The sequence below is a fragment of the Moraxella sp. CTOTU48268 genome (assembly GCF_032069585.1).
Taxonomy (GTDB): domain Bacteria; phylum Pseudomonadota; class Gammaproteobacteria; order Pseudomonadales; family Moraxellaceae; genus Faucicola; species Faucicola cinerea.
The window spans coordinates 40,304-53,686 of sequence record NZ_DAMALV010000016.1 but is presented as its reverse complement, the minus strand read 5'-3'; the positions used below and the strand labels follow the sequence as shown (position 1 = coordinate 53,686).

The 13,383-nt window shown below is 43.3% G+C and carries 11 protein-coding genes; 6 read left to right on the top strand and 5 right to left on the bottom strand.

Annotated elements, in window-relative coordinates:
- Positions 1 to 158: 158 nt before the first annotated feature.
- Positions 159 to 1,574: an ABC1 kinase family protein gene (locus RT143_RS07275; RefSeq protein ID WP_313092141.1), complete on the top strand. Its 1,416-nt coding sequence runs from the start codon at positions 159 to 161 to the stop codon at positions 1,572 to 1,574.
- A 59-nt stretch (positions 1,575 to 1,633) separates the two neighbouring features.
- Here RT143_RS07275 and lpxB read toward each other — a convergent pair whose 3' ends face one another.
- Positions 1,634 to 3,022 (bottom strand): lipid-A-disaccharide synthase, encoded by a 1,389-nt coding sequence (lpxB, locus tag RT143_RS07270; RefSeq protein ID WP_313092139.1) that lies wholly within the window; start codon positions 3,020 to 3,022, stop codon positions 1,634 to 1,636.
- Positions 3,023 to 3,327: 305 nt separating this feature from the next.
- Here lpxB and RT143_RS07265 point away from each other — a divergent pair, with 305 nt between their 5' ends.
- Entirely contained in the window at positions 3,328 to 4,425 is a 1,098-nt protein-coding gene (locus RT143_RS07265) for a 3-deoxy-7-phosphoheptulonate synthase (RefSeq protein ID WP_159374623.1), read from the top strand.
- A gap of 121 nt (positions 4,426 to 4,546) precedes the next feature.
- On the opposite strand, the gene RT143_RS07260 is transcribed toward RT143_RS07265, so the two are convergent.
- On the bottom strand, positions 4,547 to 5,710 hold the full coding sequence (locus RT143_RS07260; RefSeq protein ID WP_313092137.1) for a PilT/PilU family type 4a pilus ATPase: 1,164 nt from the start codon (positions 5,708 to 5,710) through the stop codon (positions 4,547 to 4,549).
- 359 nt (positions 5,711 to 6,069) lie between these two features.
- Entirely contained in the window at positions 6,070 to 6,345 is a 276-nt protein-coding gene (locus RT143_RS07255) for a SlyX family protein (protein WP_313092135.1), read from the bottom strand.
- 104 nt (positions 6,346 to 6,449) lie between these two features.
- Here RT143_RS07255 and RT143_RS07250 point away from each other — a divergent pair, with 104 nt between their 5' ends.
- Together RT143_RS07250 and RT143_RS07245 are read left to right on the top strand one after the other, a co-directional pair.
- Positions 6,450 to 8,405 carry an ATP-binding cassette domain-containing protein gene (locus RT143_RS07250; RefSeq protein WP_313092133.1) on the top strand — a complete coding sequence of 652 codons (1,956 nt, stop codon included), beginning with the start codon at positions 6,450 to 6,452 and terminating at the stop codon, positions 8,403 to 8,405.
- A 162-nt stretch (positions 8,406 to 8,567) separates the two neighbouring features.
- Positions 8,568 to 9,530: a pirin family protein gene (locus RT143_RS07245; RefSeq protein ID WP_313092144.1), complete on the top strand. Its 963-nt coding sequence runs from the start codon at positions 8,568 to 8,570 to the stop codon at positions 9,528 to 9,530.
- A 66-nt stretch (positions 9,531 to 9,596) separates the two neighbouring features.
- On the opposite strand, the gene ppnP is transcribed toward RT143_RS07245, so the two are convergent.
- Positions 9,597 to 9,884 (bottom strand): pyrimidine/purine nucleoside phosphorylase, encoded by a 288-nt coding sequence (gene ppnP, locus RT143_RS07240; protein WP_313092131.1) that lies wholly within the window; start codon positions 9,882 to 9,884, stop codon positions 9,597 to 9,599.
- Positions 9,885 to 10,123: 239 nt separating this feature from the next.
- On the opposite strand from ppnP, the gene RT143_RS07235 reads away from it, so the two are divergent.
- Positions 10,124 to 11,455, top strand: a complete 1,332-nt coding sequence (locus RT143_RS07235; RefSeq protein ID WP_313092129.1) for a lytic murein transglycosylase — start codon at positions 10,124 to 10,126, stop codon at positions 11,453 to 11,455.
- Between the two features lie 49 nt (positions 11,456 to 11,504).
- Here RT143_RS07235 and RT143_RS07230 read toward each other — a convergent pair whose 3' ends face one another.
- Positions 11,505 to 12,437 carry an NAD(+) kinase gene (locus tag RT143_RS07230; RefSeq protein WP_007116759.1) on the bottom strand — a complete coding sequence of 311 codons (933 nt, stop codon included), beginning with the start codon at positions 12,435 to 12,437 and terminating at the stop codon, positions 11,505 to 11,507.
- 201 nt (positions 12,438 to 12,638) lie between these two features.
- On the opposite strand from RT143_RS07230, the gene RT143_RS07225 reads away from it, so the two are divergent.
- The gene (locus RT143_RS07225) at positions 12,639 to 13,358 is read left to right on the top strand and encodes a Bax inhibitor-1/YccA family protein (protein ID WP_065252594.1); all 720 of its coding nucleotides are present in this window, start codon (positions 12,639 to 12,641) and stop codon (positions 13,356 to 13,358) included.
- Positions 13,359 to 13,383: the final 25 nt, after the last annotated feature.

Genomic DNA, 13,383 nt, shown 5'->3' with positions numbered 1-13,383 from the left:
ATGGCATTTAGACATCTAGCCACTGTCTTACGCCAAGTGGTTACGCTAAGTGTTAATCCGCTTTATTAAAAATCGGTAACAACAATCAAAGCAAATCATGTGTTAAAATGATTTGCTTTTTATTTAGCTTTTTCTTTCAAAAACATTAGGCACCCTGTATGGCAAATCCGCAAAATTACGATAACCAACCGCTTGAACAGCTCAAAACCTCGGCGCTTGACCGGCGGTTATCGATTGCCAAAGCATCGCTCAATATCGGCAGACGATGGGCGACCAATAATGCCTTTGGATTATTCAAATCAAAGGAAGAAAAAGCGGTACAAAAACAAGCATTTATGCGTGAGCAAGCCCAATATTTGGTGGATGAGCTAGGTAAACTCAAAGGCTCGGTGGTCAAAATCGGTCAAATGTTAGCCCTGTACGGGGAGCATTTTTTGCCCCCCGAAATCACAGAAGCCTTACAAACATTGAACAGTCAGACGACTGCTTTTTCATGGTCAATTATCGAATCAGCGCTACAAACCGAATTGGGCAATAAAATCCATGAATTTGATATCGACCATACCCCAATTGGCACCGCTTCACTTTCGCAAGTACATAGAGCGGTTCATAAAGCCACGGGCGAGCAAGTGGTATTTAAGGTGCAATATCCCAATATCGCTGATGCCGTGGACAGTGATTTGGATTTGTTCCGCAAACTGCTTAAAGTCACCAATGTTGTTCCACAAACCCGCCAACTCGATGATTGGTTTGAAGAAATTCGTGACCTGCTGCATCATGAAGTCAACTACCTTCTCGAAGCAGACACCACTGAGTTATTTTTTCAACGTTTTGCTGGCGATAGTCGTTATGTGGTGCCGCGCATCCTCAAAGCTTATAGCACCGATCGGCTGCTATGTATGACCTATGAAGATGGCGTGTCGATTTTGGATGAGCAAGTATTTGCGCTGCCCCAAGAAAGACGAAATGCGATTGGGCAGGCTTCGATTGAAATTATGCTGCGTGAGATTTTTGAATGGGGGGATATGCAGACCGACCCCAATTTTGGCAACTATCTGATTCGCCTTGCACAGCAGCCTGATACACAGCTTGACCAATTGGTGTTATTAGACTTTGGCGCCATTCGTCAGTTTGATGACAATCTGCTACTTATTGCCCGTAATTTGCTGTTGGCAGGGGTTTTTCACGACCGTAGCAAAATGCGCCAAGCGATTGAACAAGCAGGCAAGCATTTTGAATTCTTTGCTAATCTTAGTGATTCGGTAAAAAATGATATGGTAGAGCTATGTTTGCTTGCCAGTGAACCCTTTAGTTTGCCAAGTCGTAATCCGACCATTCCACCGAATGTACTGGATGTACATGGCAATTATATTTGGGCTGAAAGTGATTTACATAACCGTGTCATTAAGCTTGCCAGCAAATCAGCGACCTCAAAATCCTTTAGCGTGCCGCCTAAAGAGCTGATGTTTATTAGCCGTAAATTCATTGGCGCTTATACCTTTATGACTGTGCTTGATGCCAGAACCAAAGCCCATGATTTGATTGCAAAATTCACCTCAGAAGATTGGACGTAAATTTGCCGTCAATATCACCACGCCCAACTTGATAAAGCGTCAAATTTTGCCTGAGATTTTTACTGTTTTTTCCACGTCAGCCAATTATCAATCACCGCATTGGCGGGATTGATGTTGCTTTGCTCACGCAGCCATTCTGACGTTTGCCGCAAATCTCGCAGCTGCTCGTTATAATTTTTAACTTTTAATGATTGCTGTACCACACGGCAAATATTGTCTGGGTTGGCGTCTTCTTGTAGCAATTCTGGTACGATTTCTCGACCTGCCAAAATATTAGGCAGTGCCACATACGGCACTTTGACCAGCCGTTTTGCCAGCCAAAAGGTCATTTTATTGAGTGAATATACCACCACCATCGGTTTACCCAGTAGCATGGCTTCAAGCGTGGCGGTACCGGATGCAAGCAGTACCAAATCTGACGCCGCCATCACCCGTTGGCTAAAATCCGCTTGTGTTTCATCACAGCTCACTGTGACATGATGGCGCACCTGCGCTGATTGGGCTTCTAGATATTGCTCTACGATAGTCAGTAGATGTTGGTTGACCGTTGGTACGATAAAGCATAGCTTATCATCCATAATCAACAGTTGATGAATGGCTTTGAGCATTTTTGGAAAAATCGCATCGATTTCACTGCGTCTTGAACCTGGCATCACTGCAATGAGATGACTCATCTCAAGCTCGCCCATTTTGACAAAAAACTGATGATAGGTGGGATTATCCCAAATCAACTCACGGCGCAGCTCATCCATAGGCGTTGTAAGCAAATTGTCATCAATGGTCTTGAGAAGTGAATGCCCGACACACACGGCGGGATGATTATGTTTTTGGTACACAGACAACTCAAACGGAAACAAACACAGCACCAAATTGGTCGCGCGTTTGATTTTCTCAATTCGCCCTTCCCGCCATGCCCATATCGATGGGCTGACATATTGCACACAATAAATACCCGCTGATTTTAACCGTTCACCCAATCGCAAATTAAAATCAGGCGCATCAATGCCGACAAAAATATCAATTGCGTTTTGTTTAAACGCTGCCAAAATCTCATCGCGTGCTTTAAACAAATCTGGCAAATGCTTGACCACTTCCACCAAGCCCATCACCGACAGACGAGACATGTCAATCACTGAGTTAAGCCCTTGCGCTTGCATCTGTACGCCGCCCACCCCCACCCAAAAAATGTCATCACGCAAATTATTCATCTGGCGCATAAAGTCTGCACCCAGCGCATCGCCTGAGACCTCGCCTGCTACGATACCAATGACAATCGGCTGAAACTTGGTTTTAGCAACGTTTTGCAGCAAATTCTCTTCACTTAGGTTAAAAGAGCTCGCTTCGCTGACGTTAGAAAAGCTGGCTGCGCTTGGGTTAGCAATATAGGTTGCGAGTGTCGCGTTTGCAGCAAGGTCTGAAATGGTTTGTGCAGGGGCATTAGCGTACATGGGATTAAACAGCCTTGTTTGGTTATCATTTTAAAAAAATATTTTAGGGGTAAACAGATGAAAAGTAAAACCATCAAAAAATTTAAATGACAGTTATTTGTTATTTTGTACTAGTATGCTGATACAATAATTGTTATAATGTTGTTGTAGGATATGCAGATATCCAAACAGAGTTTAAACATTGACAAAATATTTTATCAACTGCCAAACTAAAAGTAGGCTTTCCTACTGACTCAAGTAATGACATTATAAATTTTTTGGTTTATAGTGATTTTTTAAATTTTTGCCAACAGCCTGTGAGAATTATGACAACTTTTGCCAAAACTGATATCGCTGATGTAGATAATGTGAATATTGAAGCAATTTTACCGCTAGTGACGCCTGCGGAATTAAAAAACGAACTACCATTGAGCCCCAAAGCTATCGAGACGGTGACCAAAGGTCGCGAAACCGTGCGTAATATTTTAGACGGTAAAGACAAACGTTTATTGATGGTGATTGGTCCCTGCTCTATTCATGACGTCAACGCTGCGCATGAATACGCCGATAAACTGTTGGCTTTATCCAAAGAAATTGAAGACAGTATTTATGTCGTGATGCGTGTGTATTTTGAAAAACCTCGTACCACAGTGGGCTGGAAAGGCTTAATCAATGACCCAGACATGAATGATAGCTTTGATATCAATAAAGGCTTGCGTGTTGCGCGCAAACTGCTGCTTGATTTGAATGAAAAAGGCTTACCTTGTGCAACCGAAGCGCTTGATCCCAATACACCGCAGTATATCCAAGATTTAATCAGTTGGTCAGCCATCGGCGCACGTACCACAGAGAGTCAAACTCACCGGGAGATGTCTTCAGGTCTGTCTTGTCCAGTCGGCTTTAAGAACGGTACAGATGGCGGTATGACAGTGGCAGTCAATGCCATGCAAGCGGTGAAATCTGGTCATAGCTTTTTAGGTCTATCTGCCGATGGTCTGGTGTCTATCATTCAATCAAAAGGTAATCCATACGGTCATGTGGTGCTTCGTGGCGGTAATGGCAAACCCAACTATGATGCCACTGCCGTTGCCCAAGCAGAAAATGAACTTGCTAAAGGTAAAGTCTCAGGCAAAATCATGATTGACTCAAGCCATGCCAATTCAAATAAAGACCCTTACCTGCAACCGATGGTCATTCAAAATATCGCTGAGCAAATCAAACACGGTAATCGCTCGATTATTGGAATGATGGTTGAAAGTCATCTCAAAGGCGGTCGTCAAGATTTGACCGCGGATTTGAGCCAGCTTGAATATGGCAAGTCTATTACCGATGGCTGTATCGATTGGGATACCACGGTCAAAGCGATGCATGATTTACGTGATGCCATTAAAGATGTATTGCCCACTCGCGAGTTGAATGAGTAACTGTTATTTTTTAAGTGATTAGTAATGAGTAAGTGATTATTAATTGTTAATTGACTCTAGTTTTTCACATAGCTGATTAAAACGCCCTGTGTTACTTGTTTAGTCACAGGGCGTTTTTTTATTAAAGCTTTAGCTCACTTGTGCTTTGCGTGTCGCCTTCCGCGCGTCGGCTTTTAAGTTTGATTTGCAACCGCAATTCGTTGGCAGAGTCAGCATTGCGAATTGCTTCATCATACGAGATGGCGCCTTCATCGTATAAATCAAATAAGGCTTGGTCAAAGGTTTGCATACCCAATTCCCGAGATTTGGTCATCAGCGCTTTAATTTCATGAAAATTACCCTTTAATATCAAATCCGCCATCAATGGGGTATTAAGCATAATTTCTACCGCTGCCCGGCGACCTTTCCCATCTTCTGTACGAATCAAACGCTGCGAAATGATAGCTTTCATATTCGATGACAAGTCCATCAGCAATTGGTTACGACGCTCCTCTGGAAAAAAGTTGATAATACGATCTAAGGTTTGATTGGCATTATTGGCATGCAAAGTGCCTAAACATAAGTGACCTGTTTCAGCAAATGCAATGGCGTTTTCCATGGTTTCAGTATCACGAATTTCCCCAATCAAAATCACATCAGGCGCTTGGCGCAAGGTGTTTTTGAGTGCGTTATGCCATGAATGACTATCCACGCCTACTTCACGGTGGGTGATCATGGATTGTTTGTGCTTGTGCACATATTCCACTGGGTCTTCGACAGTGATGATGTGGCCTGCGGAGTTTTCATTACGATGGTCAATCATTGCCGCCAGCGATGTTGATTTACCTGACCCCGTTCCCCCTACGACCAACACTAACCCACGTTTTTCCATGATAATTTTTTTGAGCTGCTCAGGTAGCAGCAGCTGTTTAAAGTTGGGTATTTCTGCCGTAATAGTACGAATCACCATACCGACTTGTAATTGCTGCTGAAACACATTAACCCGAAATCGCGATACATTGGGCACATTAATCGCAAAGTTACACTCAAGATTGGTTGCAAATTCTTCGCGCTGTTTTTGGTTCATCAAACTATAGGCAAACAGTTTGGTTTTTTCAGCCGTCAGTGGTTGTTTATTGAGCGGCTTCATGAGCCCGTGATATTTAATACTGGGTGGAAAATCCGCTGAAATAAATAGATCAGAACCACCGATTTCTACCACTTTGGACAGCATATTAAACATGACTGTTTTGGCTTCATGTAACGTTTCTTCGGCAACACTGATTAAAGATTCATTATGACTCATATAAGATATTCCTAACAACAATTAACAATAAATGAGAGCAGATTATTTGGTCACAGCACTATGCTTGCTTGATATGCTTGTGAAACTTGTTTGCTATGCTGGTGAAAATTGATAGATACATGTATAAAATTTACGTTAAAAAACGACCCGTTTAGCCTCTCATCCTTGCCTATTTTTACGGCACACCTTGATAAAGCAGTTTGCGTTTGATATCCATCACGGTCAATTTTTGCAGAGTTTGTTGCTGATAGTCAGATGCAACTAGCTACCATTAGTTTTTTCCTATTTAGGGCATTGGCAGTCTATAGCGCATAAAACGTTTGCCATGTTGATAAAAATTTCAATTTTTGTCAATAAAATTAGTAATGCGGCGGTTTATCGCTCAACAAATCAAACGGCTGAATTTGTGAGCCTTGCGTTTGAGTTTCCAATTTTTGATAAAGTAGCTGTAATTGCCGTTGTTGGTCAGCAATCAACTGGCTTTGCTCAGTGACGATATTATCAAGTTTATCCACTGTATCTTCCATAAACAGCACTTGCGTTTGTAAATCAATCAACGCTTGAGTTAATTTTTCTACTATGGTAACCAAGCCATTGTCATCGGTTGTCTGTTTTTGGTGATCTTTTTCGCTCATTTAGAATGCCTCATAAGTTTCCCCACAATTTTTTGCCATAAAGTCTGCTACAATAACCGCATTTTCCTATTATACAAACATTTTTACTAAACTTTGAGAAAGTTATGGCACTGATTCATTTACGAGATATTCATTTGGCATTTGGTATTGCACCGATTTTGGACGGTATTGATTTTAATATCGAACAAGGCGAACGCGTGTGTTTGATTGGGCGCAATGGTGAAGGCAAATCAACTTTATTTAAGGTGATTAGCGGTCAAGTCAAAGCGGACAGTGGCGAATTCCAAATCAGTGGCAATTTGAACATTGCCATGCTTGAGCAAGACATTCCAGAAACGTCGGGTAAAGTCAGTGACATCGTTATGGCAGGTGCAGGCGATGTGGCAACATGGCTGACAGCCTACGAGCAAGCCAGCGACAAATGCGCCAGCGGTGACATGAAAGCCTGTGAATTAATGTCAGATTTGCAGCATAAAATTGATGATGCCCATGGGTGGGACTTGACCCGCGAAGTACAGACCATGCTGTCTATGATGAACTTGGACGGCGACGCCGATATTAGTGAATTATCGGGCGGGCGCAAACGCCGTGTACTGCTTGCCCGTGCGCTGATTACCAAACCTGATGTGCTACTACTTGACGAGCCGACCAACCATTTGGATGTCGAAAGTATCGAATGGCTTGAGCAATTTTTGCTAAACGCGCAAGGATTAACCCTGTTGTTTATCTCGCATGACCGCTCGTTTATTGACAAAATCGCCACCCGCATTGTCGAACTTGACCGCGGTATTCTACGCAGTTATGACGTCACCAAGCAAGCAGGCAATGTCAATAAAGGCTATGCTCGATACCAAGAACTTAAAGAACAACAACTCAACGCTGAAGAAAAAGCCAATGCCAATTTTGATAAAAAACTGGCTGAAGAGGAAGTGTGGATTCGTCAAGGCATCAAAGCACGCCGTACCCGCAATGAAGGTCGCGTGCGCGCGTTAAAGGCGCTGCGTGAAGAGCGTAAATCCCGCCGTGAGCAAGTCGGACAAGTTAACATCAGCATGAACGATGGCGAAAACAGCGGCAAATTGGTTGCCAATGTCAAACATCTCAATCTAGGTTATGGTGATAAAACCTTGGTAAAAGATTTTAACACCAGCATCATGCGTGGTGACCGTATTGGTATTATCGGTAAAAACGGTGTTGGCAAATCCACGCTCATTCATGCGATTTTGGATATTCCACAGCCTGATATCACCAAATCTGGCTCAGTAAAATTAGGCACCAATCTACAAATTGCCTTTCTTGACCAACTGCGTGACCAACTTGATCTAGAAGCGACCGTGGTACAAAACGTCGCAGAAGGTTCTGATTTTGTAGAAGTGGCGGGTAAAAAGAAACATATCATCGGCTATTTGCAAGATTTCTTATTTGCCCCAGAACGCGCAAGAACACCGGTCAAAGCATTATCAGGCGGTGAGCGTAACCGCGTTTTGCTAGCCAAACAGCTACTAAAGCCTGCAAATATCTTGGTACTTGATGAGCCGACCAACGACTTGGATATGGCAACCCTAGAGCTGTTAGAAGAAGCCGTCGATAGCTTTAATGGCACCATCTTACTGATTAGCCATGACCGTACCTTTATGGACAATGTCGTAACATCAACTTGGGTTTTTGATGAAGATAGCGATGGCAATGGCATTGTCAAAGAATATGTCGGTGGCTATCAAGACTATTTGACGCAAAAATCCCGTGAACAAGCGATTAAACCCAAAGCGGACAAATCAGAAAAGACAGCAGTAAAGCCTAGAGAAGTGATTAACACTAATGCACCAAAAACTGATACGGTGAAGAAAAAACTGAGCTACAAAGAGCAGCGTGAATTAGATAGTCTCCCTAATGAAATCGCGCTACTCGAGCAAGAGCAAGCTGAACTTCAAGACAAATTAGCCGATGGCAGCTGGTTTGTGAGCGATATAGCAGCCGCTACCCAAGCCAGTGAACGTCTCAACGAGATTGATGATTTGTTACTTGAAAAAATGGCGCGCTGGTCAGAACTTGATGATTAAAGTAAGTAAACAATTTATAAAAGCAGAGTTAGCAATTAACTTTGCTTTTTTTATGTTTTATATTAGTTTATGTTTACAATAACCCATACAATGTAATTTATACTTGAAAATAGCCTTTTTGCTCCTATATTATAGCTATCAATAAGGAGAAAAATCATGGCCATGCAAAATAGCAATAAAACTTACCGACAAGTCGATAAAATTCATGCTGCCCCACGACCCCATTGGGTGGGTGATGGTTTTCATGTTAATCCGATGTTCAATCACATGGTGGGTGATAAACGCACCGATCCTTTTTTAATGCTCGACTATGCAGCAACACAGTATTTCGAACCCAATACTCAAGCCCCTCGCGGTGTCGGACAACATCCGCACAAAGGGTTTGAAACGGTAACTATCGCCTATGCAGGTGAAGTGTCCCACCGTGATTCTAGTGGCGGTGGCGGTACTATTAAGACAGGTGACGTGCAATGGATGACGGCGGGCAATGGCGTGATTCATGAGGAATTTCACTCCCCTGAATTTAGCCAAGCAGGCGGTGATTTTAGCATGGTACAGCTTTGGGTCAATCTACCTGCCAAAGATAAAGCCACGCCTGCCAAATACCAACATCTTGCCAATGATGACATGCCTGTGGTCAGTCTGCACGATGATGAAGGACTACATGCAGGACAAGTTAAGGTAATTGCTGGGGAGTTTACCCCTACTGTCAATACCCAAGCTCCTCAGCAGGGTGACAATAAGGCACGCGGCATTGGCACGACTTTTACCCCCATTAATTTGTGGGATATCAGTATTGAACCCAATCGTTCGATAGAAGTCGCAATTTCTCGCACTCACAATTTGTTGTTATTGTCGATGCAAGGCGATGTTATCATCAACGCTGATCACGACCAGCAAGCACACGCCAATCAATTAATTACTTTTGAGATTGAAAGTGGCGAGACGGGCGAGGATTTTGTACGCTTAACGGCGGGCAAAGCGGGGGCGAAAATCTTACTGATGAGTGGTGAGCCGATTAATGAGCCGGTGGTGGGTTATGGCCCCTTTGTGATGAATAGCCAAGCCGAAATCCGTCAAGCTATCTTAGATTTTAATGCGGGGAAATTTGGTGGTATTCAATAAATTTTTCGGCCAAAAAAAGCGATATCATGGATTTGATATCGCTTTTTTATTACTGATTTATCTTGATTATTTATCTTGGTAAGTGCAAAGATAAGCCGTTTCTTCGTCAATTTTTACCTTGAATTTTTGGTTGGCATCGACGGTAAAGGTTTCATGGGCTTTAAAAGTTTGCCAGTCAGTTTGGTTTGGCAACAATGCTGAGATAGCCCCACTAATGACGGTCATGGTTTCAAACTGACTCGTGCTAAATTCGTATTCGCCTACTTTCATCACGCCCACGGTCGCAGGTAGGGTGGCTGTTTGAAAACCTATTGATGCCACATTCCCATCAAAATATTGATTGACTTTTAGCATAGTTACTCCTCAAAATTATAGTATAAACCGATTATCATAAACTTTTTTAACCAATTATCAATCCTATTTTCCAAAACTGTCAAAATTTGGCAAATACTTTTACCGCAATTTTTGTAGTATTTTTATATCAATTATTCCTTAACAACTAAAATTTCCTATTTTTGTGCTATATTCATTTTTTTTACCACAGTTGTTATGTTTGTACGCATTTGGCTTGTATTAATTGAGGTTATTGCTCTATGTATGTTAAATATTCGTCGTCTATGGTCTCGTTGTCGCATCGTTTTGCTGGTCAAAAACTGGCATTACCTGTCAGCTTAGCGGCATTGTTAGCAGCTTGTTCATCAGCACCTATTCAAACCCAACCCCAAAAATTACCAGGTACCTTGCCGACTGCCCCTGTGGTGATTACCGTACCCCCGAAAGTCACGCCCGTGCCCCCTGTGACTGTTCCAACCAATCAATACAGCAGTTTTTATCAGTGGAAATCGGATTTTATTGAACGCGCCGTGCAAAAAGGTTACCCCCGTGCAGATGTTGAACGCTTGCTGTCAAGTGCCAACTACAGCGAGCAAGTGGTGTCACTGGATAAAGGACAGCCTGAATTTGCCAAAATGCCTTGGGAATATATCGATGGTGCTGCATCAAGTGGTCGAGTCAGTGGGGGTCAGCGCAATTTTGCCAGCCAAAGCGCCCTACTTGATCGCATTGAAAATCAGTATGGTGTGCCGGCCTCTATCGTGACTGCCATTTGGGGTATGGAATCTTCTTACGGTCAAGGCACAGGTAACTCATCACTGGTCAATAGTTTGGCGACCCTAGCATATGATGGTCGCCGCCGCAGTTTTGCAGAGGACCAGCTGCTAGCGCTGTTGTCGCTGCTTGAGCGTGGTGATATTGATTGGTCGCAACTACGCGGATCTTGGGCAGGTGGCATGGGACATACCCAATTTATTCCCAAAACTTGGTTAGATGAAGCAGTAGATGGCAATGGTGATGGTCATCGTAACCCTTGGCATACCGCTGATGCGTTAGCCTCTACCGCAAGCTATCTCAAAAATGCCGGCTGGCAGCGTGGTATGGGCTCGTACTATGAAGTACGATTACCAAATGGTTTTGATTATCGCCAGGTCAGTACCAAAAAAACTATGGCAGACTGGCAAAATTTAGGCATTCAATTTATCACCCCAAATGCACCCATGGATGCGATGGCAGAATTGTGGCTGCCTGCGGGTAAAGAGGGTCCTGCGATTTTATTAACCAAAAATTTTGATGCCATTAAGGTATACAATAATTCCTCCAATTATGCCATGGGGGTGAGTTTACTTGCCAAAGCCATTATCGGGCAGCCAGGCTTACAGCAATCTTGGCCACGCCATGAGCAGCCACTTGCTACTTATGAAGTACGCCAACTGCAACAGCGTTTGACGGCAATGGGCTATGATACCAAAGGGTCAGATGGCGTCGTAGGCACCAATACCAAATTGGCATTCCAGCGCTGGCAAGCCGACCACAACCAAATCCCAGATGGATTTATCTCAAAACGCTCTGCAAGCGGGCTGATTAATTAAGGTATTTTTTCATAAAAAAGCCACCTGAATCATTCGGTGGCTTTGTTATTTAATTATCCATACTAAATTCTTCAGCGTAGCTATTCCAACCAAGTTTGGTACGGCAAGCTTCAAAAAAATCCACCCCAGGTGGGTGTAATAAAGTGAGTTTGTTAGGATGCTTGTGAATCACTAAGCGCTGGTTTTGGTTGAGCGGCACCGACGGTTTCCCATCCGCACTCACCATCGGCTGGGTGCGGTTATCTTTATGGATGCGGATTTTGATTTCGCTATTGCCGCTGACCACAATCGGGCGGCTTGATAAGGTATGTGGATGCATGGGCACCAGACAAATGGCATCCATACTAGGATGAATAATCGGCCCGCCACCTGATAGCGCATAAGCGGTCGAGCCCGTCGGTGTGGAGGCAATCAGACCATCACTGTGCTGACGATAGACATTAAGCCCATCAATTTTTAAATGAAAATCTAGCATATGCACTGATTTACCTGCGTGCAGCACAATGTCATTTAGCGCCATATCTTCATAAATCACATGTGCACCTTGACGGATTTCCATCTTGAGCAAGAATCGATCTTCAAGCTGATAATGACCTTGTAAAATACTGGTCAATTTTACGTTTAAATCATCAGGATAGATGTCAGTTAAAAACCCTAGACGTCCGCGGTTCACCCCCACCACTGGCACTTTGTGTTTGACCAGTACTTGCGCCGCATGTAGCAGCGAGCCATCACCACCGACCACAATGACCAAATCACAAGCACCGCCGAGCAAACTGCGCTCAATAGTAGCAATGTCACCCAGACGTGCAAAACTCAATGCCGGCAACCGTGCCGTCTGATGGTCAATTAATAAAGGCAACCCTTGCTCATGAAAAAAGTCACAAATTTGGTAGATACTTTGAATGACACTTGGCTTGTTGGCACGACCCATAATGCCGATACGCCCAAAGGCAGGATTGGGAATAAGTGTGGACGTCATAGCAGAAAATTAACTGATAAAGATTAAACTATTTTATCACAGCTTACTGGCTCACGTTATGCCCAATCAATATTTTATATTACAAAATTGCTAACCTTCGTTGTGCAGTTAATGTATACAAACTCATTGCTATTTGCTAATTTAAGGCGATTGATATATAACTAACTTTTGAAAGTTTTTAACTCTTGGGAGAAAATTTGTATGGCAAATCCGATTATATCTCGCGCTGAACTTGCGGTTAGCACGACACCGATGACGGTCAAAGGGGTCATCCGAAAAACCTCTTTTCTGCTAGGTCTGACGACCTTATCGGGTGTTGGATTTTTTGGCTATTGCCTAACTAGTGGCGTCACTTCAGGTTTTGTTAGTGTAGCGGCTTTAGCCAGTATCTTGGTGGCGTTTGTATTGAGTATGGTAATTATCTCAAAACCCCACATAGCTAAAACATTGGCAATTCCCTATGCCATTTTAGAGGGCATCGTGATTGGCGCAATTTCCCTGTTTGCTAGTATTAAGTTTCCCACAGTTGCACCGACGGCTTTGGTCGCAACTTTCGTGACCGCTGCGGTGATGCTGGCACTTTATCGCAGTGGCGTGATTAAAGTCACCCAAAAATTTCGCTCTGTGATGATGTCCGCTGTGATTGCTATCATGCTGGTGTATCTGGTACAAATCGGGTTTAGCCTATTTGGTAGCTCACTGCCGTATTTGTTTAGCGGTGGCGTGGTGGGTATTGGTTTTAGCTTGCTGGTGATTGTAATTGCATCACTGAGCTTGTTATTAGATTTTGACAGTGTTGAGCGAGCTTATGCTGCAGGGGTGGATGAAAGCTATGAATGGGTACTAAGCGTTGGTATCTTATCAACACTGGTGTGGATGTATATTGAATTTGTGCGTTTACTGCGTTCACTGCAAAACTAAGTTTTATCAAATAAAAAAACACGGT

Excerpts from the sequence above, each read along its gene's own strand:
- RT143_RS07275 (WP_313092141.1), top strand. The coding sequence starts at position 159 with ATGGCAAATCCGCAAAATTACGATAACCAACCGCTTGAACAGCTCAAA.
- lpxB (WP_313092139.1), bottom strand. The coding sequence starts at position 3,022 with ATGTACGCTAATGCCCCTGCACAAACCATTTCAGACCTTGCTGCAAAC.
- RT143_RS07265 (WP_159374623.1), top strand. The coding sequence starts at position 3,328 with ATGACAACTTTTGCCAAAACTGATATCGCTGATGTAGATAATGTGAAT.
- RT143_RS07260 (WP_313092137.1), bottom strand. The coding sequence starts at position 5,710 with ATGAGTCATAATGAATCTTTAATCAGTGTTGCCGAAGAAACGTTACAT.
- RT143_RS07255 (WP_313092135.1), bottom strand. The coding sequence starts at position 6,345 with ATGAGCGAAAAAGATCACCAAAAACAGACAACCGATGACAATGGCTTG.
- RT143_RS07250 (WP_313092133.1), top strand. The coding sequence starts at position 6,450 with ATGGCACTGATTCATTTACGAGATATTCATTTGGCATTTGGTATTGCA.
- RT143_RS07245 (WP_313092144.1), top strand. The coding sequence starts at position 8,568 with ATGCAAAATAGCAATAAAACTTACCGACAAGTCGATAAAATTCATGCT.
- ppnP (WP_313092131.1), bottom strand. The coding sequence starts at position 9,884 with ATGCTAAAAGTCAATCAATATTTTGATGGGAATGTGGCATCAATAGGT.
- RT143_RS07235 (WP_313092129.1), top strand. The coding sequence starts at position 10,124 with ATGTATGTTAAATATTCGTCGTCTATGGTCTCGTTGTCGCATCGTTTT.
- RT143_RS07230 (WP_007116759.1), bottom strand. The coding sequence starts at position 12,437 with ATGACGTCCACACTTATTCCCAATCCTGCCTTTGGGCGTATCGGCATT.
- RT143_RS07225 (WP_065252594.1), top strand. The coding sequence starts at position 12,639 with ATGGCAAATCCGATTATATCTCGCGCTGAACTTGCGGTTAGCACGACA.